23 protein-coding genes are annotated in these 26,955 nt (G+C 55.6%); 8 read left to right on the top strand and 15 right to left on the bottom strand.

From position 1 onward, the window contains the following. Window positions 1-4: 4 nt before the first annotated feature. The 6 genes from ispU to rpsB all read right to left on the bottom strand — a co-directional run bounded on the left by ispU (window position 5) and on the right by rpsB (window position 5,535). On the bottom strand, window positions 5-763 hold the full coding sequence (gene ispU, locus FZF21_RS04080) for a (2E,6E)-farnesyl-diphosphate-specific ditrans,polycis-undecaprenyl-diphosphate synthase (protein WP_003856176.1): 759 nt from the start codon (window positions 761-763) through the stop codon (window positions 5-7). 185 nt (window positions 764-948) lie between these two features. Beyond that, window positions 949-2,148, bottom strand: a complete 1,200-nt coding sequence (ispC, locus tag FZF21_RS04075; protein WP_023315432.1) for a 1-deoxy-D-xylulose-5-phosphate reductoisomerase — start codon at window positions 2,146-2,148, stop codon at window positions 949-951. 92 nt (window positions 2,149-2,240) lie between these two features. Continuing rightward, window positions 2,241-2,798, bottom strand: a complete 558-nt coding sequence (gene frr, locus FZF21_RS04070; RefSeq protein ID WP_017383739.1) for a ribosome recycling factor — start codon at window positions 2,796-2,798, stop codon at window positions 2,241-2,243. Window positions 2,799-2,965: 167 nt separating this feature from the next. Further along, complete coding sequence (gene pyrH, locus FZF21_RS04065; protein ID WP_002889306.1) at window positions 2,966-3,691, bottom strand: UMP kinase; 726 nt, start codon at window positions 3,689-3,691, stop codon at window positions 2,966-2,968. A gap of 149 nt (window positions 3,692-3,840) precedes the next feature. Next, window positions 3,841-4,692, bottom strand: coding sequence for a translation elongation factor Ts (gene tsf, locus FZF21_RS04060; RefSeq protein WP_015572722.1), 852 nt, complete (start codon window positions 4,690-4,692; stop codon window positions 3,841-3,843). Window positions 4,693-4,809: 117 nt separating this feature from the next. Beyond that, window positions 4,810-5,535: a 30S ribosomal protein S2 gene (gene rpsB, locus FZF21_RS04055; protein ID WP_003856207.1), complete on the bottom strand. Its 726-nt coding sequence runs from the start codon at window positions 5,533-5,535 to the stop codon at window positions 4,810-4,812. A gap of 321 nt (window positions 5,536-5,856) precedes the next feature. Between rpsB and map the strand changes: the two genes are divergently transcribed. From map to FZF21_RS04035, 4 genes are all read left to right on the top strand, one after another. Further along, window positions 5,857-6,651 carry a type I methionyl aminopeptidase gene (gene map, locus FZF21_RS04050; protein ID WP_015572721.1) on the top strand — a complete coding sequence of 265 codons (795 nt, stop codon included), beginning with the start codon at window positions 5,857-5,859 and terminating at the stop codon, window positions 6,649-6,651. 62 nt (window positions 6,652-6,713) lie between these two features. Continuing rightward, window positions 6,714-9,389: a bifunctional uridylyltransferase/uridylyl-removing protein GlnD gene (glnD, locus tag FZF21_RS04045; protein WP_003856210.1), complete on the top strand. Its 2,676-nt coding sequence runs from the start codon at window positions 6,714-6,716 to the stop codon at window positions 9,387-9,389. Window positions 9,390-9,421: 32 nt separating this feature from the next. Continuing rightward, entirely contained in the window at window positions 9,422-10,246 is an 825-nt protein-coding gene (dapD, locus tag FZF21_RS04040) for a 2,3,4,5-tetrahydropyridine-2,6-dicarboxylate N-succinyltransferase (protein ID WP_003856214.1), read from the top strand. 111 nt (window positions 10,247-10,357) lie between these two features. Further along, complete coding sequence (locus FZF21_RS04035) at window positions 10,358-10,747, top strand: DUF3461 family protein (RefSeq protein WP_015572719.1); 390 nt, start codon at window positions 10,358-10,360, stop codon at window positions 10,745-10,747. An 89-nt stretch (window positions 10,748-10,836) separates the two neighbouring features. Here the strand turns inward: FZF21_RS04035 and FZF21_RS04030 are convergent, their stop codons facing one another. From FZF21_RS04030 to dgt, 3 genes are all read right to left on the bottom strand, one after another. Next, window positions 10,837-11,994, bottom strand: a complete 1,158-nt coding sequence (locus FZF21_RS04030; RefSeq protein WP_003856217.1) for a CdaR family transcriptional regulator — start codon at window positions 11,992-11,994, stop codon at window positions 10,837-10,839. 146 nt (window positions 11,995-12,140) lie between these two features. Continuing rightward, on the bottom strand, window positions 12,141-13,574 hold the full coding sequence (gene degP, locus FZF21_RS04025) for a serine endoprotease DegP (RefSeq protein ID WP_023303104.1): 1,434 nt from the start codon (window positions 13,572-13,574) through the stop codon (window positions 12,141-12,143). Between the two features lie 132 nt (window positions 13,575-13,706). Then, window positions 13,707-15,221, bottom strand: a complete 1,515-nt coding sequence (dgt, locus tag FZF21_RS04020) for a dGTPase (protein ID WP_045344480.1) — start codon at window positions 15,219-15,221, stop codon at window positions 13,707-13,709. Window positions 15,222-15,303: 82 nt separating this feature from the next. Here dgt and mtnN point away from each other — a divergent pair, with 82 nt between their 5' ends. Genes mtnN through FZF21_RS04005 form a run of 3 tightly spaced genes read left to right on the top strand, consistent with a single transcriptional unit; the run spans window position 15,304 to window position 17,451 of the window. Continuing rightward, on the top strand, window positions 15,304-16,002 hold the full coding sequence (gene mtnN / locus FZF21_RS04015) for a 5'-methylthioadenosine/S-adenosylhomocysteine nucleosidase (RefSeq protein WP_003856223.1): 699 nt from the start codon (window positions 15,304-15,306) through the stop codon (window positions 16,000-16,002). After that, a complete protein-coding gene (gene btuF / locus FZF21_RS04010; protein ID WP_017383741.1) occupies window positions 15,995-16,804 on the top strand; it encodes a vitamin B12 ABC transporter substrate-binding protein BtuF in 810 nt (269 codons plus the stop codon). Before mtnN ends, btuF begins: the two co-directional genes overlap by 8 nt. A gap of 23 nt (window positions 16,805-16,827) precedes the next feature. After that, entirely contained in the window at window positions 16,828-17,451 is a 624-nt protein-coding gene (locus FZF21_RS04005; RefSeq protein WP_003856227.1) for a TRIC cation channel family protein, read from the top strand. A gap of 58 nt (window positions 17,452-17,509) precedes the next feature. Here the strand turns inward: FZF21_RS04005 and erpA are convergent, their stop codons facing one another. Continuing rightward, a complete protein-coding gene (erpA, locus tag FZF21_RS04000; RefSeq protein WP_003856230.1) occupies window positions 17,510-17,854 on the bottom strand; it encodes an iron-sulfur cluster insertion protein ErpA in 345 nt (114 codons plus the stop codon). Window positions 17,855-17,939: 85 nt separating this feature from the next. After that, on the bottom strand, window positions 17,940-19,340 hold the full coding sequence (gene clcA, locus FZF21_RS03995; RefSeq protein ID WP_047737101.1) for a H(+)/Cl(-) exchange transporter ClcA: 1,401 nt from the start codon (window positions 19,338-19,340) through the stop codon (window positions 17,940-17,942). Window positions 19,341-19,517: 177 nt separating this feature from the next. Here clcA and hemL point away from each other — a divergent pair, with 177 nt between their 5' ends. Next, complete coding sequence (gene hemL / locus FZF21_RS03990) at window positions 19,518-20,798, top strand: glutamate-1-semialdehyde 2,1-aminomutase (RefSeq protein WP_015572714.1); 1,281 nt, start codon at window positions 19,518-19,520, stop codon at window positions 20,796-20,798. A gap of 111 nt (window positions 20,799-20,909) precedes the next feature. Here the strand turns inward: hemL and fhuB are convergent, their stop codons facing one another. Genes fhuB through fhuA form a run of 4 tightly spaced genes read right to left on the bottom strand, consistent with a single transcriptional unit; the run spans window position 20,910 to window position 26,837 of the window. Then, window positions 20,910-22,892, bottom strand: a complete 1,983-nt coding sequence (fhuB, locus tag FZF21_RS03985; protein ID WP_032647300.1) for a Fe(3+)-hydroxamate ABC transporter permease FhuB — start codon at window positions 22,890-22,892, stop codon at window positions 20,910-20,912. Beyond that, complete coding sequence (gene fhuD, locus FZF21_RS03980; RefSeq protein WP_003856240.1) at window positions 22,889-23,779, bottom strand: Fe(3+)-hydroxamate ABC transporter substrate-binding protein FhuD; 891 nt, start codon at window positions 23,777-23,779, stop codon at window positions 22,889-22,891. Before fhuD ends, fhuB begins: the two co-directional genes overlap by 4 nt. Next, complete coding sequence (gene fhuC, locus FZF21_RS03975) at window positions 23,779-24,576, bottom strand: Fe3+-hydroxamate ABC transporter ATP-binding protein FhuC (protein WP_003856242.1); 798 nt, start codon at window positions 24,574-24,576, stop codon at window positions 23,779-23,781. Before fhuC ends, fhuD begins: the two co-directional genes overlap by 1 nt. A 50-nt stretch (window positions 24,577-24,626) precedes the next feature. Continuing rightward, the gene (gene fhuA, locus FZF21_RS03970) at window positions 24,627-26,837 is read right to left on the bottom strand and encodes a ferrichrome porin FhuA (protein ID WP_015572711.1); all 2,211 of its coding nucleotides are present in this window, start codon (window positions 26,835-26,837) and stop codon (window positions 24,627-24,629) included. Between the last annotated feature and the right edge of the window lie 118 nt (window positions 26,838-26,955).

Genomic DNA, 26,955 nt, shown 5'->3' with positions numbered 1-26,955 from the left:
CCCATCAGGCGTTATCGCCACCAGGCTCGGTGCCGCCGAAACGACGCTCTCGATTGGCAAAGGCATGCAGCGCACCTTCAAAGTCTTGTTCATCAAAATCTGGCCAAAGAACATCCGTAAAGTAAAGTTCGGCGTAGGCAATTTGCCACAGCAAAAAGTTACTTATGCGATGTTCCCCCCCTGTCCTTATAACCAAATCCACGGGTGCCAGTTCATTCATGCAGATTTGCTGACTCAGCGCCTCTTCATCAATCTGGTCGGGTCTTAACAGCCCTTCCTGAACCTGCTCAGCCAAATGCCGAACCCCCTGGATAATATCCCAGCGTCCGCCGTAATTCGCCGCGATATTGAGCGTCAGGCCGGTATTATTTTCCGTCAGCGCTTCTGCTTTGCGAATCCGTTCCTGCAAACGTGAGTTAAAACGACTGGTTTCGCCAATAATACGCAAGCGGACGTTGTGGCGGTGCAGGCTTTTTACTTCACTATCGAGCGCCCACACGAACAGTTCCATCAACGCAGTCACTTCCTGCGCAGGTCGATTCCAGTTCTCACTGCTAAAAGCATAGAGCGTTAACGCATCAATGCCGTTATTGGCGGCAAAAGAGACGGCGCGGCGAACAGATTTCGCCCCAGCTTTATGCCCAAAGGCTCGTATCTTCCCTTGTCTTTTCGCCCAGCGGCCATTGCCATCCATGATGATTGCAACATGGCGACAGCCATGTGCTGGCAAGTTTTCGCTTATTGGTTGATTCGCAGACAACATAACGCGTTTTTAGTCCCTGAAAGGATTTAACGGTACACAGGAATACTGAAGCCTATACATAAAAAAGCCGTGTCAAACCACGGCTTACCTGACCACTTAAAGCCAAATACCTGCGATCAGGTGGCGCAGACTATATCACTGAAGCCCAACGCTAACAAATAGCACGACGACTAGTGCTTGCTTTATCACCAGCTTGCCAGACGTGTCACCTGTTTACGCGCAACAATGCGTGCCTGTTCATCCACGGCCAGCACCTCTTCCACGCTCTGCGGCTCACGCAAATCCATCATCTCCAGCACGGATAAATTCAACGCGGCGATGTCAGTAAAGCGGATCTGCTGATTCAGGAATGCTTCAACGGTCACTTCATTGGCTGCATTAAGCGCCGTTGTCGCCGCCTGCCCCTGATCGAAGGCCGTCATCGCCAGTTTCAGACAGGGATAACGGTCGTAATCAGGCTCGCTAAACGTCAGTGAACTCAGCTTACAAAAATCGAGAGGCTTAACGCCCGATTTTACGCGGTTTGGCCACGCCATCGTATGAGCAATAGGCGTACGCATATCCGGTTCGCCCAGCTGGGCCAGCACGCTGCCGTCCTGATAGCGCACCATCGAGTGAATCACCGACTGCGGGTGGATCAGCACTTCCATCTGTTTCGCCGACGCATTGAACAGCCAGCGAGCTTCAATGTATTCCAGACCTTTGTTCATCATGGTGGCTGAATCGACGGAGATCTTACGCCCCATTGACCAGTTCGGATGACGACACGCCTGATCCGGCGTCATTGCGCTCAATTCAGACAGTGGCGTTTCACGGAACGGGCCACCAGACCCGGTAAGCAGAATCGACACAACGCCATTCTGCTCCAGGTCAGCGTACCCCAGGTTTTGTTGAAAAGGTTGAGGTAAACTCTGAAAAATCGCGTTGTGTTCGCTATCGACCGGCAAAAGACGCGCCCCACGCTGTTTTACCGCTTCCATAAAGAGGCGTCCGCAGGTGACCAGCGACTCTTTGTTCGCAAGCAGGACATCTTTACCCGCATCAATAGCGGCAAGCGTCGGCAGAAGACCCGCCGCCCCGACGATTGCCGCCATGACCTGATCAACTTCATCAAGCGCGGCCATATCGCACGCCGCCTGTTGCCCGCTGAGTACCTCGGTACGGCAGCCCTTCTCCTGCAACAGCGCTTTCACCTGGCGGGCGCTCTCTTCGTCATCCATCACCGCAAAACGGGGGGTAAACTCCAGGCACTGTTCGACCATTCGCTGCACGTTTTTTCCGGCCACAAGCGCGGCCACGGTGTAGCTGTCAGGATTATGACGTACAACGTCGAGAGTGCTGCAACCGATAGAGCCGGTCGAGCCGAGGAGAGTGAGATGCTTCATGAGATGCCCAAAAGTTAGACCAGATAAAAGCAAAACGCCGCCAGCAAGACTCAATGTCCTTCTGAACGGCGTTTATCAGTGTACAGCGAAAATCAGAACTGCATCAGTTCCGCTTCTTTTTCTGCCAGCGCCGCATCAATTTTCTTGATGGCCGCGTCGGTCATTTTCTGAATGTCGTCCTGAGAACGACGATCGTCGTCTTCGCTGATCTCTTTTTCTTTCAGCAGGGCTTTCACTTTATCGTTCGCATCGCGACGCACGTTACGTACGGAAACACGACCCTGCTCAGCTTCACCACGAACTACTTTGATCAGGTCTTTACGACGCTCTTCCGTCAGCGGAGGCAGTGGCACGCGAATATCCGCGCCGGCTGAGCTTGGGTTCAGACCCAGGTCAGATGCCATGATCGCTTTTTCAACGGCCGGGCTCATTGAGCGGTCGAACACGTTGATTTTCAGGGTACGGGTATCTTCTACCGTCACGCTCGCCAGCTGACGCAGAGGCGTTGGCGTACCGTAATATTCTACGATGATGCCATCCAGCAGGCTTGGGGAAGCACGGCCAGTACGGATTTTGCTGATTTGGTTTTTGAACGCTTCTACGCATTTTTCCATGCGTACTTCAGCATCTTTTCTGATGTCGTTAATCACGTTACGGATCCTTGAAAACTTGTCTCAGGCAGACTATCCGCCAGCACAGCGCTACAGGTGTGCTAAGTATAGTCGCGTTTAATTCATGACAACGCCAAAGGCGCGCCCGGGTAAGATACCACGTCGAAATAAAGCGGAATCTTACCTGTATTTATCGCCGACGGAAATTATTCCGTGATCAAAGTGCCTTCTTTTTCGCCCATAACAACGCGACGCAGCGCGCCAGGCTTGTTCATATTGAAGACACGGATCGGTAGTTTGTGGTCACGAGCCAGCGTAAAGGCGGCAAGATCCATCACTTTCAGCTCTTTTTCCAGCACTTCGCTGTAGGTCAGCTGATCGTACATGGTCGCTGAAGGATCTTTTGCCGGGTCGGCAGTAAACACGCCATCTACTTTGGTCGCTTTCAGCACCACATCGGCTTCGATTTCGATACCGCGCAGACAGGCTGCGGAATCGGTGGTAAAGAACGGGTTACCCGTACCGGCGGAGAGGATCACCACGCGGTTGTTGCGCAGCAGGCTGATGGCCTCTGCCCAGCTGTAGTTATCGCATACGCCATTCAAAGGAATAGCGGACATCAGGCGAGCGTTCACATAGGCGCGATGAAGCGCATCACGCATCGCCAGGCCATTCATCACGGTTGCCAGCATACCCATGTGGTCGCCCACTACGCGGTTCATCCCCGCTTTCGCCAGACCAGCACCACGGAAAAGGTTGCCACCGCCAATGACCACGCCAACCTGAATACCCAGTTCGACCAGTTCTTTGATTTCCTGTGCCATGCGATCAAGGATGCTTGCGTCAATACCGAAGCCTTCCGATCCTTGCAGCGCTTCGCCACTCAGCTTAAGCAGAATGCGTTTGTACACGGGTTTTGCATTGGTAGCCATGTTTCTTTCCTGAGACTGTCAACGATTAAGATGGGGTTAATTCTGGCGACATGATATGTCGCAAATCAGCACAGCGATACTGGAGCCTGTCTGATTTCGTGAGACGGGTGACAAAAAGAAGCCGCCCTCAGGCGGCTCCTTTTCAATCATTAAGACTGCTTGGACATTGCAGCAACTTCTGCTGCGAAGTCAGTCTCAACTTTCTCGATGCCTTCGCCCACTTCGAAGCGGATGAAGCCAGTTACATCAGCGTTGTGCTCTTTCAGCAGCTGAGCAACAGACTTGCTTGGATCCATTACGAAAGGCTGGCCAGTCAGAGAAACTTCGCCGGTGAATTTCTTCATGCGGCCTTCAACCATTTTCTCTGCGATTTCTTTTGGCTTACCAGACTGCATCGCGATGTCCAGCTGAACCTGGTACTCTTTCTCTACCACTTCAGCAGACACGTCTTCTGGCTTAACGAATTCTGGTTTGCTTGCAGCGATGTGCATTGCCAGCTGTTTAACCAGCTCTTCGTCAGCGCCTTTAGCCGCAACCAGAACACCGATACGCGCGCCGTGCTGGTAAGAGCCCAGAACATCGCCTTCCAGGGAAGAAACGCGACGGATGTTGATGTTCTCACCGATTTTAGCAACCAGCGCTACACGCTCTTCTTCGAACTGTGCTTTCAGAACTTCAACGTCAGTGATTTTGCCTGCAACCGCTGCGTCCAGAACTTTGTTAGCAAATGCCTGGAAACCAGCATCTTTAGCAACGAAGTCAGTCTGGCAGTTAACTTCCAGAATGATGCCGTAGTTGCCGTCGATTTTGGTGATGATCACGCCGTCAGCAGCAACGTTGCCTGCTTTCTTAGCTGCTTTGATCGCACCGGATTTACGCATGTTTTCGATTGCCAGCTCGATGTCGCCGTTCGCTTCGGTCAGCGCTTTTTTGCAATCCATCATGCCTGCGCCAGTACGCTCACGCAGCTCTTTTACCAGGGATGCGGTAATTTCAGCCATTCTTAAATCCTCGGGAGATGTGAACTGCCCGGCCGGGAGCCAAACAGTATAAATTGAAAAAAGGGGCCGATAATGGGCCCCTATTCATACACGGTACTAATAAGGGGTAAAACCTTATTATTCAGCTTCTACGAAGCTTTCTTCCGCCTGAGAAGCCAGATCCTGGGAACGGCCTTCACGAACGGTAGCAGCTACAGCGCTCAGGTACAGGCTAACAGCACGGATTGCGTCGTCGTTACCCGGGATAACGAAGTCAACACCGTCCGGATCGGAGTTGGTATCAACGATAGCGAATACCGGGATACCCAGGTTGTTAGCTTCTTTGATTGCGATGTGCTCGTGGTCTGCATCGATTACGAACAGCGCGTCTGGCAGGCCGCCCATATCTTTGATACCGCCCAGGCTGTTTTCCAGCTTGTCCAGTTCACGAGTACGCATCAGCGCTTCTTTCTTAGTCAGCTTATCGAAAGTACCGTCCTGAGACTGGGTTTCCAGATCTTTCAGGCGCTTGATGGACTGACGAACAGTTTTCCAGTTGGTCAGCATGCCGCCCAACCAGCGATGGTTCACGAAGAACTGGTCGCAGCTGTTAGCAGCATCTTTCACAGCTTCGCTTGCAGCGCGCTTAGTACCAACGAACAGAATCTTACCTTTACGGGAAGAGATCTTGTTCAGCTCAGCCAGGGCTTCGTTGAACATTGGTACAGTCTTCTCAAGGTTGATGATGTGAACTTTGTTACGTGCGCCGAAGATGAAAGGCTTCATTTTCGGGTTCCAGTAACGGGTCTGGTGACCGAAGTGAACACCAGCCTTGAGCATGTCGCGCATGGAAACAGTTGCCATGTTTAAAACCTCTATATTGAAAGTTGGGGTTATGCCTCCACGTATCCCATATTACCGACCCCGAAGGGCACCCCGGAATATGTGCCGATACGTGTGTGTTGTTACACAAAGTGAGATTTGTCGCTCCCGTCCAGCCTGTGTATCTGAGATGGATCGGAAGTCCGGCGCGCTTTATATCACAAAACACGGCCAGAAACCAATAATTGTTGGCGGAGTGTGCTGTTAATGATTCTCAATTTGGCACGGGGTGCGCCTGACTGATACCATTGACAACACTTACACTAGTATTGTCGAAAAAATCGACACCGATGGACAGATTACATGGCTATCTCTATTAAGACACCTGAAGAAATTGAAAAGATGCGCGTCGCCGGTCGTCTGGCCGCGGACGTGCTGGAAATGATCGAGCCGTTTGTGAAACCGGGCGTCAGCACTGGCGAACTGGATCGCATCTGTAACGACTATATCGTCAACGAGCAGCACGCGGTCTCCGCCTGCCTTGGCTATCACGGTTTCCCGAAATCCGTCTGCATCTCTATTAATGAAGTGGTTTGCCACGGCATTCCGGATGACGAGAAGCTGCTGAAAGATGGCGACATCGTCAACATCGACGTGACCGTGATTAAAGACGAGTACCACGGCGACACTTCTAAGATGTTCATCGTTGGCAAGCCAACGATTCTGGGCGAGCGTCTGTGCAAAGTGACGCAAGAGAGCCTCTACCTGGCGCTGAAAATGGTGAAGCCGGGCATCCGCCTGCGCACCATCGGCGCCGCAATCCAGAAATTTGTGGAAGCGGAAGGTTTCTCCGTGGTGCGCGAATATTGCGGTCACGGTATTGGTCGTGTGTTCCATGAAGAACCGCAGGTTCTGCACTACGATGCAGACGACGGCGGCGTAGTGCTGCAAAAGGGCATGACCTTCACTATCGAACCAATGGTCAACGCGGGTGATTACCGCATCCGTACCATGAAAGATGGCTGGACGGTAAAAACCAAAGACAGAAGCTTGTCTGCCCAGTACGAGCATACTATTGTGGTTACAGACAACGGCTGCGAAATTATGACGTTGCGCAAGGATGACACCATCCCGGCGATACTGACGAACATTGAGTGATAAGAAGCCGGCGAATGCCGGCTTTTTTAATGGCGATAGCTTTTTCTTATGGGTGGCGCACGATGAGTAATCTCTTACCCGAACAGTATGCTAACACAGCACTTCCCACCCTCCCCGACCAGCCTGATAACCCGGGCGTCTGGCCACCGCATGAGCTGACCTGCGCGCATATCAAAGCCCACATGGAAGTTTTCCATCGCTGGCTGGGTAGCGCATTTGACGCAGGCGTTTCGGCCGAGCAGCTCATTGAAGCGCGCACCGAATTTATCGACCAGCTCCTGCAACGTCTGTGGATCGACTACGGTTTCGGCCAGGTGAGCGACGTCGCGCTGGTTGCGGTCGGCGGCTATGGCCGGGGTGAACTGCATCCGCTCTCTGATATCGACCTGCTGATCTTAAGCCGTAAAAAACTGCCGGACGATCGGGCGCAGAAAATCGGTGAACTGTTGACCCTGCTTTGGGACGTAAAGCTGGAAGTGGGCCACAGCGTACGCACGCTGGAAGAGTGTCTGCTGGAAGGGTTATCTGACCTGACCGTCGCCACCAACCTGATTGAAACCCGCCTGCTGATTGGCGACGTTGCGCTGTTCCTCGAACTGCAAAAGCACATCTTTAGCGACGGCTTCTGGCCTTCGGAAAAATTCTTCGCCGCGAAAGTCGAAGAACAAAACCAGCGCCACCAGCGTTATCACGGTACCAGCTATAATCTCGAACCGGATATTAAAAGCAGCCCCGGTGGCCTGCGCGATATCCACACGCTGCAATGGGTCGCCCGTCGACATTTTGGAGCAACATCACTGGACGAAATGGTCGGGTTTGGTTTTCTGACCGAAGCCGAACGTAACGAACTCAATGAGTGTCTGCATCTGCTGTGGCGCATCCGTTTTGCCCTGCACCTGGAAGTCACCCGCTACGATAACCGCCTGCTGTTTGACCGACAGCTCAGCGTGGCGCAGCGCCTGAATTACCAGGGCGAGGGCAACGAGCCGGTCGAGCAAATGATGAAGGATTTCTTCCGCGTCACCCGCCGCGTCTCTGAGCTAAACCAGATGCTGTTACAGCTGTTCGATGAGGCGATCCTCGCGCTGACGGCAGACGAAAAACCGCGTCCGATTGATGACGAATTTCAGCTGCGCGGCACGCTTATCGATCTGCGCGACGAAACGCTGTTCATCCGCGAACCGGAAGCGATCCTGCGAATGTTCTACACCATGGTGCGCAACAGCACGATCACCGGGATCTACTCCACCACCCTGCGTCATCTGCGCCATGCACGACGCCATCTGAAGCAGCCGCTGTGTTACATCCCGGAGGCGCGCTCGCTGTTCCTGAGCATGCTTCGTCATCCGGGCGCCGTCAGCCGCGGTCTGCTGCCGATGCACCGTCACAGCGTATTGTGGGCCTATATGCCCCAGTGGTCGCATATTGTCGGGCAGATGCAGTTCGACCTGTTTCACGCCTATACGGTAGATGAGCACACGATCCGCGTCATGCTGAAGCTGGAAAGCTTCGCTAAAGAAGAGACGCGATCCCGCCATCCGCTGTGCGTTGATCTGTGGCCACGTCTGGCGCACCCGGAGCTGATCCTGATCGCCGCCCTGTTCCATGATATCGCCAAAGGTCGCGGCGGCGACCACTCCGTGCTCGGTGCCCAGGACGTGCTGAAATTTGCCGAGCTGCACGGCCTGAACTCGCGTGAAACGCAGCTTATCGCCTGGCTGGTTCGCCATCATCTGCTGATGTCAGTTACCGCTCAGCGTCGTGATATTCAGGATCCGGAAGTGATCAAGCAGTTCGCCGAGGAAGTGCAAACGGAGAACCGCCTGCGCTACCTGGTCTGCCTGACGGTAGCCGATATCTGCGCCACCAACGAAACCCTGTGGAACAGCTGGAAGCAGAGCCTGCTGCGCGAACTCTACTTCGCCACCGAAAAACAGTTGCGTCGCGGGATGCAGAACACCCCCGACATGCGCGAGCGTGTGCGCCACCATCAGTTGCAGGCGCTGGCCCTGCTGCGCATGGATAACATCAACGAAGAGGCACTGCATCAGATTTGGGCGCGCTGTCGCGCCAACTACTTTGTGCGCCACAGCCCAAACCAGCTTGCCTGGCACGCCCGGCATCTGCTGAAGCACGACCTGACAAAACCGATGATTCTGCTCAGCCCGCAGGCCACGCGCGGCGGGACGGAAATTTTCATCTGGAGCCCGGACCGGCCTTATTTGTTTGCAGCGGTCTGTGCCGAGCTGGACAGGCGTAACCTGAGCGTTCACGACGCGCAGATTTTTACCACCCGCGACGGCATGGCGATGGACACCTTTATTGTGCTGGAGCCGGACGGCAGCCCGCTGTCGTCGGACAGGCATGAGGGGATACGCTTTGGCCTCGAGCAGGCGATTACGCAGCGCAGCTGGCAACCTCCGCAGCCGCGTCGTCAGGCGGCAAAACTGCGCCACTTTACCGTCGATACCGAGGTCAATTTCCTGCCGACCCATACCGACCGTAAATCGTTCCTTGAGCTGATTGCGCTCGACCAGCCAGGGCTGCTCGCCCGCGTCGGTCAGGTTTTTGCCGATCTGGGAATTTCGCTTCACGGCGCCCGAATTACAACCATTGGCGAACGAGTAGAAGATTTATTTATAATCGCGACGGCCGACCGGCGTGCCCTTAATAATGACCTGCAACTTGAAGTGCAACAACGGTTGACAGCAGCCCTCAATCCAAACGATAAAGGGTGACGTGTTTTTTAGTGAAATGGAAAGAGTAAACAATGCAGCAGTTACAGAACGTTATTGAGTCCGCTTTTGAGCGTCGCGCCGACATCACTCCGGCAAATGTGGATACCGTGACCCGTGAAGCGGTAAACCAGGTTATTTCCCTGCTGGATTCCGGCGCGCTGCGCGTGGCAGAAAAAATCGACGGTCAGTGGGTTACTCATCAATGGCTGAAGAAAGCTGTGCTGCTCTCTTTCCGCATCAACGATAACCAGGTTATCGACGGAGCAGAAAGCCGCTACTTCGATAAAGTACCAATGAAATTTGCGGATTACGACGAAGCGCGCTTCCAGAAAGAGGGCTTCCGCGTAGTACCACCGGCGGCCGTTCGTCAGGGTGCCTTCATCGCACGCAACACCGTGCTGATGCCATCCTACGTGAACATCGGCGCCTACGTTGACGAAGGCACCATGGTGGACACCTGGGCTACCGTCGGCTCCTGCGCGCAGATCGGTAAAAACGTTCACCTGTCCGGCGGTGTGGGCATCGGTGGCGTTCTTGAGCCACTTCAGGCTAACCCAACCATCATCGAAGACAACTGCTTCATCGGCGCACGTTCCGAAGTGGTTGAAGGCGTGATCGTCGAAGAAGGTTCTGTGATCTCCATGGGCGTTTATATTGGCCAGAGCACCCGTATTTACGATCGCGAAACCGGTGAAATTCACTACGGCCGCGTTCCAGCTGGTTCCGTTGTGGTTTCCGGCAACCTGCCGTCTAAAGATGGCAAATACAGCCTGTATTGCGCGGTCATCGTGAAAAAAGTGGACGCGAAAACGCGCGGTAAAGTGGGCATCAATGAACTGCTGCGCACCATCGATTAATCGGGTATAACAAAAAGCGGGGGCAACCCCGCTTTTTTTATATCCGAAGGTGGCGAAAATAGATTTTTTCGTTAATTATTCATAGGTTATGTTGAGATCAAGGGTACCGCTATGTACGATAATCTGAAAAGTCTGGGCATTACCAATCCTGATGAAATTGATCGTTATAGTCTCCGCCAGGAAGCCAATAACGATATTTTGAAAATCTATTTTCACAAGGACAAAGGAGAGTTCTTCGCCAAAAGCGTGAAGTTTAAATACCCTCGCCAGCGTAAGACCGTTGTCGCTGACGGTATCGGTCAGGGATATAAAGAAGTACAGGAAATCAGCCCTAACCTGCGCTACGTGATCGACGAACTCGATCAAATCTGCCAGCGCGATCGCAGCGAAGTCGATCTGAAACGTAAGATCCTTGACGACCTCCGTCACCTGGAAAGCGTAGTCACCAATAAGATCAGCGAGATTGAAGCGGATCTTGAGAAATTGACGCGTAACAAATGAGCCGTTTTATTGCCCGGTGGCGCTTCGCTTACCGGGCCTACGAACACATGTAGGCCGGGTAAGGCGAAGCCGCCGCCCGGCAAACAGCATCATCTCTGTTCATCCAGCTGCAACGCCACATACAGCAGTAGCCGGTCGTCAAAATTCCCTAAATCCAGCCCCGTCAGTTCCGAGATCCGGTTAAGCCGATACTCCAGCGTATTACGGTGAATAAACAGCGCTTTTGACGTTGCCAGCGGCTGCACGTTATGCCGGAACCACGCCTGCAACGTGCGGCGCAGCAGCCCGTTGTTGTCCATTGCTTTCAGACGCACCAGCGGACGCGCCAGCTCGTTGGCCTGCCAGCCGCCGCGCAGGCTGTCGAGCAGGACCGGCAGCATCAGATCCTGATAGAAATAACTGCGGCTCTCCGGCATGCGCTGTTTACCCACCATCATGGTGGTGCGCGCCGTTCGCCATGAACGAGCGATGCTTCCCGGCCCGGTAAAGTAATTTCCCAGCGCGACGCGAAAACGGAGCTGTCCGTTCTCCTTCATGCGCTCGATTAGCAGCTCAACGCGGCGACGATGATCTTCCGCGTCCCAGCGACCAAACTGATTAAGCGCAGGCTTGAGCACCACCATTTCCGTCAAAGAGACAATCGCCACCAGGTTGTTACGCTCCGGCGTCGCCAGCATGTTTTGCAGCTGCTGTAGCTCCACCATGGCGCTGTCCACACCAAGCTGGCCGCTATCCACCTCAATAACGGCGACCACGCGCGGCTGATTCAGGTCGATACCCAGACGCTGCGCCCATTCGCTCAGGGCAGGCGTGTGCTCCTCAGCCTGAATCAAATTCATCACCAGCTCTTCACGCAGGCGGCTGTCCTGGGCGAGCAGGTGCATCAGACGCGACTGCTCCAGCATCATCTCCGCCGTCATGCAGACCAGCTCACCGTATTTACGCAGTGATTCAGGGTCGCCGGTCAGACCGATAACGCCAACAATCTCTCCTTCCAGACGCAGCGGCAGGTTGATCCCCTGACGGACCCCGTGCAGATGTTTCGCCACGGCGTCATCGATGTCGACCACGCGCCCCTGAGAGAGCACCAGCAACGCCCCTTCGTGCAATTCCCCAATACGCTCACGATCGCCGCTGCCGATAATGCGCCCGCGGGCATCCATTACGTTGATATTGGTATCAATGATGCGCATGGTTCGCGCCACGATATCCTGCGCCATTTTGGTATCAAGATGCCAGCCAGCCATATAACCCTCCCGTGAGCAGAGCTCAAGCATAGGGAAGTTCAGCTAAGGCTGCATTGTGCAGATGCCCAGAGGCAGAGAGAGATGTATGGAGTTGTGGGAAAGGTCACAGAAAAGAGAAAGCCCCTGCGAACAGGGGCTTAAGAAGATTACTGCATCAGGAGATAAATAGAGGTATCACCACGCTGAATATTCAGTGCCAGCACAGAAGGCTTGCTGTCGAGAATTTTGCGCAGTTCAGCGATGTTTTTCACCGGCTGCTGGTTAGCGCCCATGATCACATCACCTTTTTTCAGGCCGATACGGGCAGCAGGTGAGTTCGCTTTCACGTTGTTCACCACCACGCCTTTATCTGCCCCTTTGTTGCTCATCTCGGCACCTTCAATACCGCTGAAGATGGTGCTGGAATCGACCTGATTCTGACTGCTTTGTTGCAGTTCCAGGCTCACGTTAACCGGCTTACCTTCACGCAGCAGGCCGAGGGTCACTTTACTGCCGATTGGCATAGAACCCACTTCCGCACGCAGGGCGGCAAAGCTGCTGATCGGCTTACCGTTCAGAGAGGTGATCACGTCACCCGCTTTAATGCCGGCTTTCGCCGCCGAAGAGTTCGGCATGACCTGGCTTACGAATGCGCCGCGCTGAGCGTCCACTTTCATCGCTTTCGCCAGCTCGGAGTTCAGTTCGGTACCCATGATCCCCAGCTCACCGCGTTTCACCTGTCCATATTGCACCATCTGCGCAGTCAGGTTTTTCACCATGTTGCTCGGGATAGCAAAGCCGATACCGATGTTGCCACCGTCCGGTGCCAGGATAGCGGTGTTGATACCGATCAGCTCACCGTTCAGGTTAACCAGCGCACCGCCGGAGTTACCACGGTTAATGGCCGCATCCGTCTGAATGAAGTTTTCATAGTTTTCCGCATTCAGGCCGCTACGTCCCAGCGCAGAGACGATACCCGAGGTCACGGTTTCGCCCAGACCAAATGGGTTACCGATGGCGACGGTGTAGTCACCCACGCGCAGCGCGTCAGAGTCGGCAAGCTTAATCGCCGTCAGGTTCTTCGGATCCTGGATTTGAATCAGCGCGATGTCGGAGCGCGGGTCTTTACCAACCACTTTGGCATCGAATTTACGGCCATCGCTCATCTGCACCTTAATGGTGTTAGCATTATCTACCACGTGGTTATTGGTCACCACGTAGCCTTTCGCTGCATCAATAATCACGCCCGAGCCGAGTGCCATGAATTTCTGCTGCTGGCCGCCGCCCATGCCGTCATCCCCTGCGCCGCCGCCCTGACAGAACGGGGAGCTCTGGAATGGCGAACCGTCCTGGCAGAATGGCGAATTATCGCCGAAGAACTGCTGGAAATTACGCGGCATACGCGGCGTATTGACGGTCGTGCTGCCCTCAACGTTAATACTCACCACCGATGGCATCACTTTTTCGAGCATCGGGGCCAGGCTTGGCATCTGCTGCGCAGTCGCTGCCGAGGAAGCTGTCTCGGCCGCCATCGCCAGAGGGGACAGCGCTAAACCTAAACTCAGAGCCAGTGCACTCATTGCTAATGTGGTTTTTTTCATGTTTCTCAATCTCGATTTACCAGATAACGCAAAATTGCTGTGTAACTCAGATTCGTTTTATACCGCTTAGTTCCGGGATTAAGTTTATGGAAAAAGTAAAAATTTATTGGTCGTCTTTACAAAACTCATGGCTTATTCAACGGCCATAAGCTTGCGGTATTCATCCCAGGCATACAAATCTGTCATCCCGCTGATATAGTCCTGGATAAGACGACAGCGATAATAATATTCCATGACTGGCCATTGGGAAGAATGGCGTTCTATTTTACTGACGGCTTCAATGTATGCCAGCCGGTGGCGGGTTGAAAGCTTCTGATAGAGACGAGATTCAATCGGCAGGCGGCGAACACGTTCATTTTCGACCAGCTCACTGAACTCATCGACCGTCAGCTGGAGCAGCGGGCCATAAATCTCCAGCAACCCGCTGATAACCCGGTATCCTTGCAGCTCCAGCTGTTCGACATCCGGGTGGCTGAAAACATGGCGAACAGCCACGTTTTTATATAATTCAAGAAGCTGACTAAAACTGCTCTCATCTTCCAGCAGGGCGTGATTAAATTCCCCGCTAAATATCATCGGCAAATTATCAATGAAACGGGCGGCCGCATACGGCACCAGTTTATTCAGCGTGTTCACCCGCAAATACATAAAGAACTGATCTTCGGTACTGCGGCTCAGCGAATTTGAACGCGATTTATCCCAGGCATTCTCGACGACCTGCGCAAACAGAGAACCTTTTTCATGCTCTCCCCAGGCATCATGAAGATGCTGATACAGCTCCTCGACGCTGAATATTCTTTTTTCCACCGCGTCTTCCAGATCGGCCACGCAATAAGAAATGTCATCAGCCGCTTCCATAATCCATGTCAATGGAAAACGGCCATTAGGGGTCAGAGACAGTTCTTTACGCAACCGCGCGATGTATGCTTCTTCCGATAAGTAATAGCCCGGTTTTTTCATCAGGTAGCTATGCGTGGCGGGCGTTTCTCCGGTCCACCATGCGGGACGCGTGTATTTAAGAATACAGCCCACCTGGGCCCAGGTCAGATTCATCCGCATCAGGGAGTGCACCAGACGGATCCCCTGCGCGTTACCTTCGAAATGACACAGATCCTGGCGCACCTTACGGCGCAGATCGTTCAGGCTATCTTCGCCTTCACGCAGACATAAATCGCGTACCACACAGCGGTCATCGCTGAGCGGCTGGCTTATGGCGTCAGAGGGAAAAAGCCGCTGTTTAAACCAGTCATTGATGGCGGCCTCGCCGAAATGACCAAAGGGAGGATTGCCGATATCGTGCATCAGGCAGGCCATCTCAACGATGCTTTCGAACGGCCCGGTCAGTTCATCCAGTCCGTAGGTTTCCAGCAGACGTTGCTCTTTAAGGCGACTGAGGATCTCTTTCGCAATGTAGCGCCCCACCTGCTGCACTTCCATGGAGTGCGTTAACCGCGTACGCACCGCGGCGTTACGCTCCAGCGGGAACACTTGGGTTTTTTGCTGTAACCGACGGATGGCGGGCGAGTTGATGATGCGTCCGCGATCGCTTTCGAAAATGCGCAGGATCTCATGTTCGCTCTTATCGCCCTGTGGCGAACGGAAACGTCGGTGCCAGTTAATTTTGGTGCGAAAATCGATTGGTGCCATGTGCTCCCCCGCGTGAGAATGCGTTTCCCCTTAACCGCATGATAGACTATGCATCTTAACAAGGCACATCGCGAGTAAATCTATGAAAATCGGCATTATTGGTGCAATGGAAGAAGAAGTTACGCTGCTGCGTGACAAAATTGAGAACCGTCAGACCCTCTCCCTCGGTGGCTGTGAGATCTACACCGGCCAGTTGAACGGTGTTGACGTGGCTCTGCTGAAATCAGGCATCGGTAAAGTTGCAGCGGCACTGGGCGCGACCCTGCTGCTTGAGCGCTGCAAGCCTGACGTTATCATTAATACGGGTTCTGCGGGCGGTCTGGCGCCGACGCTGAAAGTGGGCGATATCGTGGTTTCCGACGAAGCGCGTTATCACGATGCAGATGTCACCGCATTCGGCTACGAATATGGTCAGCTTCCGGGCTGCCCGGCCGGGTTTAAAGCGGATGATAAGCTGATTGCCGCCGCTGAAAGCTGCATTAACGAGCTGAACCTCAATGCGGTGCGTGGCCTGATCGTCAGCGGCGATGCCTTTATCAACGGCTCTGTCGGTCTGGCGAAAATCCGTCATAACTTCCCGCAGGCTGTGGCCGTTGAGATGGAAGCCACGGCCATCGCGCACGTATGCCATAACTTCAGCGTGCCGTTTGTGGTCGTTCGCGCGATCTCTGACGTGGCGGACCAGCAGTCCCACATCAGCTTCGACGAATTCCTGGCCGTTGCGGCCAAACAGTCCACCGTGATGGTGGAAACTCTGGTGCAGAAACTGGCGCGTGGGTAAGGTGTCATTCAGGGCGCTGGTCGCCCTGCTTCTGCTCGCTCCGGCCTGGCTCATCGCCGCGCCGCGGGTTATCACTCTCTCCCCTGCCAATACGGAACTGGCGTTTGCCGCCGGGATCACGCCCGTTGCGGTGAGCAGCTTTTCCGATTATCCACCGCAGGCCGCCCATATCGAACAGGTTGCCACCTGGCAGGGAATGAACCTGGAACGCATCGTGGCGCTGAAGCCCGATCTGGTCCTCGCCTGGCGCGGCGGTAATGCCGAACGGCAGGTGAACCAGCTCTCTTCGCTGGGCATAACGGTAAAATGGGTGGACGCGGTGAGCATCGAACAGGTGGCGCAAACCCTCCGTGACCTCGCGCCCTTCAGCCCTACCCCCCAACGCGCCGGGCAGGCTGCACAGCAGATGCTCAACGACTATGCCGCGCTAAAAGCCCGATACGGCACGCAACCGAAACAACGCGTTTTTCTGCAATTTGGCAGCCAGCCGCTGTTTACTACCGGTAAAGGCTCGATCCAGAACCAGGTGCTTGAAACCTGTGGAGGTGAAAATATCTTTGCCGAAAGCCGGGTTCCCTGGCCCCAGGTCAGTCGTGAGCAGGTTCTGGCACGACAACCGCAGGCCATTGTGGTGGTCGGAAATGCGAGCGAGATTCCTAAAATAGAACAATTCTGGCACCGGCAGCTTAAAATTCCGGTCATCGCACTCAACAGCGACTGGTTTGAACGCGCCAGCCCGCGTATTATCCTCGCCGCAAAACAACTCTGCGCCGAACTGGCAGAGAGTCACTCAAACAGATAAATACCCCCTTCGAGGATTTAACGATGCTCGTGTATTGGCTGGATATTCTTGGCACAGCCGTTTTTGCTATCTCCGGCGTTTTGCTTGCCGGAAAACTACGCATGGATCCTTTTGGCGTACTGGTACTCGGCGTTGTTACGGCGGTGGGAGGCGGAACGATCCGCGATATGGCGCTGGCAAACGGCCCGGTATTCTGGGTAAAAGATCCCACGGATCTGGTGGTGGCGATGGTCACCTGCCTGTTAACCATCGTGCTGGTTCGCCAGCCTCGCAGACTGCCAAAATGGATATTGCCGGTGCTGGATGCCGTCGGTCTGGCGGTCTTTGTGGGAATAGGCGTGAATAAAGCCTTTATTGCCGGGACTGGCCCGCTGGTGGCGATCTGTATGGGCGTGTTAACCGGCGTGGGCGGAGGGATTATTCGCGACATACTGGCGCGAGAAGTCCCGATGATCCTGCGAACGGAAATCTACGCGACGGCCTGTATCATCGGGGGGATTGTTCACGCCACGGCGTATTACACCTTTGCTGTCCCGCTGGAGAATGCGGCGATGCTGGGGATGGTGGTCACGCTGGTGATCCGTTTAGCGGCGATACGCTGGCACCTGAAGCTGCCGACGTTTGCGCTGGATGAAAATTCAAGATAGGCGTCGTTTATAAGCCCGGTAGCGCTTCGCTTACCGGGCCTACAATCTGCATTCAGGCTTAAATACTGAACGAAGAACCACACCCGCAGGTGCTGGTCGCATTCGGGTTAGTCACCACAAAGCGCGAACCTTCCAGACCTTCAGTGTAGTCCACTGAACCGCCCACCAGATATTGCAGGCTCATCGGGTCAACCACCAGCGCGACGCCCTGTTTCTCGATAGTCATATCACCATCGTTAACCTGATCGTCAAAGGTAAAACCATACTGGAAGCCACTACAGCCGCCGCCGGTAATATAAACACGCAGTTTCAGATCCGGATTGTCCTCGTCGGCAATCAGGGTTTTCACTTTTTTCGCTGCTGCTTCGGTAAATTCCAGCGGCAACGCTACGTCATCACTCATCTTATGCTCCCATGAATACTGCGACTGCTATTGGGCAAAAATCACCCAATTCTTTTTGTCATTATCTAATACCCTGGTAATTCATTCAAGTATTCTGCTTCAGGGCCTGTTCAGCTTCCTGTTTTGCCAGGGTACGGGCAAGAATGGTGGAGTATAGCGGTTTTCCACCCAGGAATTGGGCTAATAGTGTCGCGCCGAGACAGGTAATGATCATTGGCAAAATGAGCTGGTAATTGTCGGTCATTTCCAGCACCAGTACGATCCCGGTCAGCGGCGCGCGCAGGGAGGCCGCCAGCAGCGCCCCCATTCCCGCAACCGCAAACGTCCCCGCATCCAGATGGTAGGCCGGGAAACCTGCCGCCGCCGCCATCCCGAACGCCGTACCCAGCAGCGTCCCCAGTGCCAGCATCGGAGCAAAAATGCCGCCCGGGGCGCCAGAGGAGAAGCACAATACCGTGGTGATGACGCGTGAAATAAACATAAACAGCAGCAGGCCTACGCTGAAATTCCCCGCCGCGGCAATGGGAATCAGGCCGAAACCGCCGCCCGCCGCATTCGGTTCGATGAAACCGAGGATCCCGCACACGCCGCCAAGCAGGCCTCCCACCAGCACCCATTTCGTGATATTTCCGCCATGGATGCGCTGAAACATATCCTGCGCCCGTAAAATCAGGGTGTTAAAAAGCGGGCCGACGACGCCAAAAATCATCCCAAGAACCAGATACAGCCATAAAGTATTGACCGGCGCATTGGTCAGCTTGCCAACTTCAATCACCGCTCCTTCGCCGTTAAAGACGCGAAAGACAATGCTCGACATAATCACGCCGGTAAACACCGCTTTAATGGAGATCAGGTTGTAGCGGAACTGGGCGCGCATCTCTTCAATGATAAACAGGATACCCGCCAGCGGCGCGTTAAACGCCGCAGACAGCCCCGCTGCGGCCCCCGTCGCCAGCAGCGTATGCCGTGCTTCGGCGCTGCGCATACGGAACAGATCGCCGACCATGCGCCCGACGTTACCGCCCAGCTGTACCGTTGGCCCTTCCCGACCGAGCACCATGCCCGCCCCGAGGGTTCCCATCCCGCCGATAAATTTCACAGGAAGCACCCGCCACCAGCGAACCGGGCGTAGCTCCTCCAGCGCCCCCTCAATTTCAGGGATCCCCGAGCCACCTGCTTCAGGTGCGAATTTACGCACCAGAAAATACCCCACCATGGCAAACAGCGCCGAAAGGCCAAAGGCCCACACCCAGACCAGCCATTCCCGATCGGCAAAGCTGGCGACGGTACCTATGCGCCAGTTGAGCACCGCGTTGACCGCTTTCTCGAATGCGACCCCCACCAGCCCGGCCAGCGTACCGACCACGGCGGCTGCCAGCAGAATGGCTAACGGGGTTTTGTCACGGTTGAGCAGCCGCCGGATACTGACCCGGTGCTTCGCGCGCGTAAACTGTTGTTGTTCAAAAGAAGGTGTGTTCTCGTTCATTACCTGTTCTGTTTCGTCATACAAAAGGCCGCAGGGATTCTACCAGAGACAATCCCCTCGTCCCCTGAAAAATACTTAACAATTGTTAAGCCTTCTGAGGGGCAAAAATTTTATAACCTCTTCCGAATCACTTAGAATAGTTGCCTTAACTTATTTCTACGAACCAGGAACGACGCCATGAGCAAGTCTGAAAACCTCTACAGCGCAGCCCGCGAGCTTATCCCAGGCGGCGTAAACTCACCCGTGCGCGCCTTTACCGGCGTGGGTGGCACCCCGCTGTTTATCGAACGTGCGGATGGCGCATATCTGTATGATGTGGATGGTAAAGCCTATGTCGATTACGTCGGCTCCTGGGGCCCGATGGTACTGGGGCACAACCACCCGGCGATCCGCAATGCGGTGATTGAAGCCGCTCAGCGCGGCCTGAGCTTCGGCGCGCCAACCGAGATGGAAGTCAAAATGGCGGAGCTGGTCACCGAGCTGGTGCCAACGATGGACATGGTGCGTATGGTGAACTCCGGTACCGAAGCGACCATGAGCGCTATCCGTCTGGCGCGCGGTTTTACCGGTCGTGACAAGATCATCAAGTTCGAAGGTTGTTATCACGGCCACGCCGACTGCCTGCTGGTAAAAGCCGGTTCCGGCGCGCTGACGCTCGGTCAACCGAACTCCCCGGGGGTGCCGGCTGATTTCGCGAAACACACGCTGACCTGCACCTATAACGATCTGAACACCGTTCGCGCCGCGTTCGAGCAGTATCCGCAGGAGATCGCCTGCATCATCGTTGAACCGGTGGCGGGCAACATGAACTGTATTCCACCGCAGCCGGATTTCCTGCCGGGCCTGCGCGCGCTGTGCGATGAGTTCGGCGCGCTGCTGATCATCGACGAAGTGATGACCGGTTTCCGCGTCGCGCTGGCGGGGGCGCAGTCATACTACGGCGTTGAGCCGGATCTGACCTGCCTCGGCAAAATCATTGGCGGCGGCATGCCTGTCGGCGCGTTTGGCGGCCGTAAGGACGTGATGGACGCGCTGGCGCCAACCGGTCCGGTTTACCAGGCGGGTACGCTCTCCGGTAACCCGATTGCGATGGCGGCGGGCTTTGCCTGTCTGACCGAAGTGGCGCAGCCGGGTATCCACGAAACCCTGACGGACCGGACGACGCAGCTGGCAAACGGCCTGCTGGAAGCCGCAGAAGACGCGGGTATTCCGCTGGTGGTAAACCACGTCGGCGGGATGTTCGGGATTTTCTTCACCGATGCGAAAACCGTGACCTGCTATCAGGACGTGGTGAAATGCGACGTGGAACGCTTCAAACGCTTCTTCCATCTGATGCTGGAAGAAGGCGTGTATCTTGCGCCGTCAGCGTTTGAAGCGGGCTTTATGTCCGTGGCGCACAGCGAAGAAGATATCAATAACACCATCGACGCAGCGCGTAAGGTGTTTGCGAAGCTCTAAGGGCATTGCCGGGTGGCGCTAACGCTTACCCGGCCTACGATGTTCTCCATCTTCCCTTGGGAGAGGGAGCAAACACGAAAACGGCAATCTAAGGATTGCCGTTTTCTTTTATTACCGACTCTGCTTTCTCAACAGATATATAAAGTACGGCGCGCCGATAAAGGTCGACAGCAGGCCCGCCGGGATCTGATACGGGAACAGCACCATCCTTCCGCACCAGTCAGCAAAGACCAGGATCGCTCCGCCCGTCAGCGCAGAGATCACGATATGCGGCAAAGTCCTGCGGAAGCCCATCATACGGGCGATATGCGGCGCCATTAATCCGACAAAACTGAGCGGGCCGATAGTCATGGTGGCCGTCGCCGTCAGGCACGCGGCCAGCAGCAACAGGGCGATACGCGTTGGCGTCAGCGCCACCCCGACCGCGCGGGCGGTATCCCCACCCAGCGGCAGAATGGTCATCCAGCGACGGCACAGCGGCACAATCGCCAGCAGTACGATCATCACAATCCCGGTATGCACCACCTGACTGCCGGTGGCGTTGTACGTTGAACCGGAAATCCAGGTCAGGATCTGCGCCATGCGCGGATCGCCGCTCGCCTGCAACATCATCAGCAGCATAGTAAACGCGGTGCTGAGCGCCATCCCGGCCAGCAGCATGCGGTGAGGTGAGAACCCCCCTCGCCCGGAGGCGATCAGGATAATCATCAGCGTGACTGCCGCGCCGATACTCCCGGCAGGCATCAGCCAGCCGAACGCATTTCCCGGCACGAGGAACAACATTAACACTACGCCAAACGCGGCCCCGGAGCTGATCCCTAATACTTCCGGGCTTGCCATCGGGTTGCCGGTGAGACGCTGGATAATACAGCCCGCCACCGCCAGCATGACGCCCGCAATCAGCGCGGAGAAGATCCGCGGCCAGCGCCACTGCATGAGTTCATGCAGCAAATCCCCCGTCGCCCAGTGCCAGCCTGTGGCGTCGCGTCCCAGCGAGAGTGCGGCAAACGAGGCGATAACCAGCACCGCCAGCCCGGCAAGGCTGAACCACACCACCGACTGACGTTCGGCATGTACTTTATCGCCGGCATCCATTGCCGGGGCGCTAATGCTGCGCAGGCGCGGCAACAGCCACAGCAGCAGCGGCGCGCCGATCAGAGCCGTCACCGAGCCCGTGGAAACTTCCATCCAGACGCGCGCCAGCCAGAGAATGAGTTGATCGGAAAGCCAGAGGATCAGCGCGCCAATCAGCGGAGCCAGCATCAGACGCGCCAGCAGACGGCGCGCGCCGAGCATTTTTGCCAGCAACGGCGCAAACAGGCCGATAAACCCGATGATGCCGACGGCGTTAACCAGTAACGCGCTCAGCACAATCGCCAGGGTCAGGGCCGCCAGACGCGCCAGCGACAGCGCCAGCCCCAGATTGCGCGCCACGCCGTCATCGAGGCCCATCAGCGTCAGCGGACGCAGCAGCAGCAGCGTCAGCACCACGCCGCCGAACAGCTGCGGCCACAGGCGCTGGACGATACTCCAGTCGGTCTGGGTGAGCGTGCCGGTACTCCACATAAACATGCTTTGCAGCTGGTCGTGGTGAAACAGCACCAGCAGCTGGTTGATCGCCCCACAGTAGAGGCTGACGACCAGCCCCGCGAGGATCAGCGTGACCGGCGAGAGACGTTTTCCCCAGGCCACGCCAAAGACCAGCGCACCGACCACACATGCGCCTGCCAGCGCGGCAAACTGCGAGGTTAACGCTCCCGGCAGGGTCCAGAGAGTGGTGATGGTGATCCCCAGCTGAGCCCCCGTCGCCACGCCCAGCGTGGTCGGCTCTGCCAGCGGGTTACGCAGCACCTGCTGAAACAGTACGCCCACCAGTCCCAGTCCCGCCCCGACCAGCAGGGAGATAGCCAGACGCGGCAGCAGGCTGTAGTGGAACAGCATTTGCTGAATATTATCGATATCCGGTGCGGCAAACGCGGCTGCCCACTGATCGCGCGGTAACGCCGTGGTCAGGTTAAAGCCGGTTAACACCAGGGCAGCCAGAAAAATGAGCGCTAACAGTAACATCGGGAAACGGGCCATACGCGTGCTCATGCCTTGCCTCCCAGTGCATTGTCCAGCACGCGGGCAAAATGCATTGCCGACAGCGTCGCGCCGTAGAACCATACCGCTGGCGCGCGCAGGAAGCGCTGCTCGCGGACGAACGGCATTGCCTGCCAGAGCGGGGTCGCCATCAGGGTTTGCATCTCGCGCTCGTTCCCGTGATCGAAGCACAGCACGTCCACATCACGAAACGCCGCCAGACGGTCAATACCCACGGCGGTACTGCCCCAGAATGTCATCTCGCCTTCCCAGGCATTGCGAATGCCAAAGCTGTCGAGCACTTCCTGGAACAGACAGTTATTTCCAAAGACCAGCATATGGCGGGCATCCAGCAGGGTTACCATCAGCAAAGGCCGATCGCCACGGTGGGCAAAGCGCGGCTTGAGGGAATCAATCAGCGCATCAAATTCATCGAGATGTTTTTTCGCCTGAGCCTCACGGTTGAGAAACTGCGCCATCTCGTGGATGGAATTTTTTGCCATGGTCAGCGGCTTTTTGCCGTCGCTAAAGGAAAAGCCCCGTCCGGGCGCAATCTTCGCCATGGTCTCTTCCGACGGGCCATACCCCGCAGACCAGAATAAATAAGACGGTTTCATCTGGGTGAGAAGCTCAAGGTTCGGCTCCGTACGCAGGCCAATGTCGATGACGGAGTCCGGCAGTTTTGGCTCATTCACCCACAGGGTGTAGTTGGGAATATCGGCCACGCCGTAAGGCGTCACGCCAAGCGCCATCATCAGTTCGACGGGCAACCACTCCAGCGCCACGATGCGGTGCGGATCGATAGCCGCAGCGCGGGCCGGGCCCATCTTTAACAGCAGCGGTGAGAGCGCCATGGCCGTCAGCAGGCGACGGCGGCTAATGAATGTTGAATCCAGCATCAGTAGACAAAGCTCACGGGTGCAGCCCCGGCTGGGTGAGGCAGGATGCCCATAGGAATACCGTAGATATGTTCCAGCGTTTCGCTGCGCATCAGTTCGGCAGGCGTACCCTGAGCGATCATTTCACCGCCGCGCAGCGCTACCAGGTAGTCGCAATAGCGTGCCGCCATGTTGATATCATGCAGAACGGCAATCACCGTCAGGCCGCGCTGCTGACTTAAGCGATGCACCAGCGCCAGGACGTCAACCTGATGAGCAATATCCAGCGCCGAAGTGGGTTCGTCGAGCAGCAGGCAGCGGCTGTCCTGCGCCACCAGCATCGCGATCCATGCGCGCTGACGCTCGCCACCGGACAGGCTATCCACCAGACGGTGCGCCAGCGGTTTTAACCCAACCAGCGCGATCGCCTCTTCCACTTTCTCTCTGTCAGCGACGCCAAAACGCCCGAGCGCACCGTGCCACGGATAACGTCCAATCGCCACCAGCTCGCGCACCGTCATCCCCTCCGCCTGCGGCAACTGCTGCGGCAGATAGGCCACCTTGCGGGCAAAGGCCTTACTGCTCCAGCTCGCCAGCGGCTGGTCATCCAGCAATATGTCGCCCTCGGACGGCGGCTGATGACGACCCAACATCTTCAGCAGCGTCGATTTACCGGAACCATTGTGCCCGATTAAACCGGTCACTTTACCTGCGGGAAACGTCAAAGAGAGCGGATGCAGCAAGGTGCGCCCGGGTACGCGAAAGGAGAGATTGTTAAGCGTGAAGGTGGAGTCGGATTGCGTTTTATTATCCTGCATGTCAGCCAACTTAAATAAAAAGGGCACGGCGAACCGTGCCCATAAAGAGGTTAGAAGCGGAAGGTCGCGGTGGCAACAACCTGGCGTCCTGCTCCCCAGTAGCATGCATACTCGCTGTAGCAGCTGGAGACGTATTCACGGTCAAAGATGTTGTTCACGTTGACGCCGACGGAAGATCCCGGCAGACCGAAGCGCGCCAGATCGTATTTCACGGTCGCATCCGCCAGGGCATAACCCGCGACGTTAAAGGACTCATAGGCTTTAGGCGACGCTGAGGAGTAGTACGTCACCGTGTTACCGATGTAACGCGCGCCCGCACCGACGGTCAGGCCACTCAGCGCCGTCTCGTGGAAGGTGTAATCCGCCCACAGGGATGCCATGTTGCGCGGTACTTCTGCCGGACGACGACCTTCATACCAGGTATCGTGGGTATATTCCGCATCGGTGTAGCTGTAGGCCGCCGTCACGTTCACGTTAGCCGACACTGCCGCTTTCGCTTCCAGTTCAAAGCCACGGGAGCGAATTTCACCGCCCTGCACGCTAAAGCCGCTGGTCGGGTTCGCCGGATCGGCGGTCAGGTTGTTGTTCTTGGTCAGCTGATAGACCGCGGCCGTCACCACAACAGGCAGATCTTTCGGAACATACTTCACGCCCGCTTCATACTGCTTGCCGCGCGCCGGATCGAACGGTTTGCCGCCCTGGGTGGTGCCAGAGAGCGGTTCAAAGGATTCACTGTAGCTGAAGTATGGGGTAATCCCGTTGTCGAACAGGTAGTTAATCCCCCCGCGCCAGGTAAATGCCTGATCGTTAATTTCCGCGGTGGTCCCGTTATTACGGTTAAAGGCAGACGTTTTTGCAAAGTCATAGCGGCCACCCATGGTGAGTACCCACTTATCCCATTCCGCCTGATCCTGCGCATAGAGCCCGGTCTGCTCCTGACGATTGAGCATGGCATACGGGAAGTTCACATTGACGTTCGCATTGCCGTGCTGCGGATTGTTCATGCTGATCGGATCGGCGGTACCGTAGTCAGCATCAATATCATTGCGCATACGAAGGTAATCCACCCCCGTCAGCAGCGTATGGTCAACGGCACCGGTCGCGAATTTCGACTGGAGCTGTGTATCAACCGTGAACGAGTTGAGGTCTTCATCTGAGCGCACGTACGCACGGCTGATCTGGGCCGGAGCGATATAGCCATTACCGTAAACTGAACGGTAAAGCGTATTGATTTTGGTATAACGCAGATTCTGACGCACGGTGAAGGTGTCGTTGAATTCATGCGCGAAGCTGTAACCCACCATTTTCTGACGACGGGAGATCTTATTGTCTTCATCGCCTTCGTTGAAATCGGTCGGCAGTTTGTGCGCCTTACCGTTAGCATCATAGTAAGGCACAACGGTACCTTCACGCGGCAGCCAGCCGTAGTAACCCGCATCCGGATCGCTCTGGAAGTTGCTCAGGAAAGTGAAATCGGTTTTATCATCAGGACGCCAGCTGAAAGACGGCGCAATCGCGTAACGAGTAGACTTCACCATCTCCTGCTGCGCATTTTCACTGCGTCCCAGGCCGGTCAGACGGTAGGACCACACGCCGTTATCATCAATCGCGTCGCTGAAGTCAAACCCAGTCTGCCACAGGTTATCCGTCCCCATTTTGAACTGAATTTCTTTTAACGGTTCCGTGGTTGGACGCTTGCTGACCATACTCACTACGCCGCCAGGGTGGCTTTTTCCATACAGTACGGACGTCGGGCCTCGCAGCAGCTCTACGCGCTCCAGGAAGTATGGGTCCATCGACGCTTCAGAGTAGTTATCCCCTTGCAGCTTCATACCGTCCAGATACTGGTTGGTGTTCACTGTACTGGAGGTCGTAAAACCACGAATAGAAACCACGTCATAGGTCGTGGAGGCGCCGCGCGTTGCGAAAACGCTCGGCGTGTAGGCCAGCGCCTGTTTAACCGTCCCCGGCTGTTTCATGTCCATCTCTTCACGTGTGACCACGGAAATGGACTGCGGGGTTTTCTCGATCGGTGTATCGGTTTTCGTCGCCGTTGCAGTGCGCTTTGCTGCAATCGTCGGTGCAGGCCCCCAGGCACTCTCCTGCGCAGCCGGTGCGGCAGTAACAGTAATGGTTTCTTCTTTTTTCGGGGTTTCGGCGGCATGAGCATAAGCAGACATGCCGGCAACCGCTGTGGCTACGACGACCGCGATTTTACGCAGCGACGTGTTAATTGGCTGAGCAGTATTGGAAAGCGCCATGATGGATCTCTGATGGAAAAAGTGAATGATAACGTAAACGAGAATTATTATTATGACCGCAGAATAATATGCGAAACGTTGGCTGCATAGCAAGCAGTATGCGGCCCTACAAGATTTA

Origin of the sequence: Enterobacter sp. LU1 (genome assembly GCF_008271405.2) — a bacterium.
Classification (GTDB): domain Bacteria; phylum Pseudomonadota; class Gammaproteobacteria; order Enterobacterales; family Enterobacteriaceae; genus Enterobacter; species Enterobacter hormaechei_C.
This window is presented reverse-complemented; position numbering and strand designations above follow the sequence as displayed.

Coding starts and splice junctions, on each gene's coding strand:
- ispU (WP_003856176.1), bottom strand. CDS start 763: ATGTTGTCTGCGAATCAACCAATAAGCGAAAACTTGCCAGCACATGGC.
- ispC (WP_023315432.1), bottom strand. CDS start 2,148: ATGAAGCATCTCACTCTCCTCGGCTCGACCGGCTCTATCGGTTGCAGC.
- pyrH (WP_002889306.1), bottom strand. CDS start 3,691: ATGGCTACCAATGCAAAACCCGTGTACAAACGCATTCTGCTTAAGCTG.
- tsf (WP_015572722.1), bottom strand. CDS start 4,692: ATGGCTGAAATTACCGCATCCCTGGTAAAAGAGCTGCGTGAGCGTACT.
- rpsB (WP_003856207.1), bottom strand. CDS start 5,535: ATGGCAACTGTTTCCATGCGCGACATGCTCAAGGCTGGTGTTCACTTC.
- map (WP_015572721.1), top strand. CDS start 5,857: ATGGCTATCTCTATTAAGACACCTGAAGAAATTGAAAAGATGCGCGTC.
- glnD (WP_003856210.1), top strand. CDS start 6,714: ATGAGTAATCTCTTACCCGAACAGTATGCTAACACAGCACTTCCCACC.
- dapD (WP_003856214.1), top strand. CDS start 9,422: ATGCAGCAGTTACAGAACGTTATTGAGTCCGCTTTTGAGCGTCGCGCC.
- FZF21_RS04035 (WP_015572719.1), top strand. CDS start 10,358: ATGTACGATAATCTGAAAAGTCTGGGCATTACCAATCCTGATGAAATT.
- FZF21_RS04030 (WP_003856217.1), bottom strand. CDS start 11,994: ATGGCTGGCTGGCATCTTGATACCAAAATGGCGCAGGATATCGTGGCG.
- degP (WP_023303104.1), bottom strand. CDS start 13,574: ATGAAAAAAACCACATTAGCAATGAGTGCACTGGCTCTGAGTTTAGGT.
- dgt (WP_045344480.1), bottom strand. CDS start 15,221: ATGGCACCAATCGATTTTCGCACCAAAATTAACTGGCACCGACGTTTC.
- mtnN (WP_003856223.1), top strand. CDS start 15,304: ATGAAAATCGGCATTATTGGTGCAATGGAAGAAGAAGTTACGCTGCTG.
- FZF21_RS04005 (WP_003856227.1), top strand. CDS start 16,828: ATGCTCGTGTATTGGCTGGATATTCTTGGCACAGCCGTTTTTGCTATC.
- erpA (WP_003856230.1), bottom strand. CDS start 17,854: ATGAGTGATGACGTAGCGTTGCCGCTGGAATTTACCGAAGCAGCAGCG.
- clcA (WP_047737101.1), bottom strand. CDS start 19,340: ATGAACGAGAACACACCTTCTTTTGAACAACAACAGTTTACGCGCGCG.
- hemL (WP_015572714.1), top strand. CDS start 19,518: ATGAGCAAGTCTGAAAACCTCTACAGCGCAGCCCGCGAGCTTATCCCA.
- fhuB (WP_032647300.1), bottom strand. CDS start 22,892: ATGAGCACGCGTATGGCCCGTTTCCCGATGTTACTGTTAGCGCTCATT.
- fhuD (WP_003856240.1), bottom strand. CDS start 23,779: ATGCTGGATTCAACATTCATTAGCCGCCGTCGCCTGCTGACGGCCATG.
- fhuC (WP_003856242.1), bottom strand. CDS start 24,576: ATGCAGGATAATAAAACGCAATCCGACTCCACCTTCACGCTTAACAAT.
- fhuA (WP_015572711.1), bottom strand. CDS start 26,837: ATGGCGCTTTCCAATACTGCTCAGCCAATTAACACGTCGCTGCGTAAA.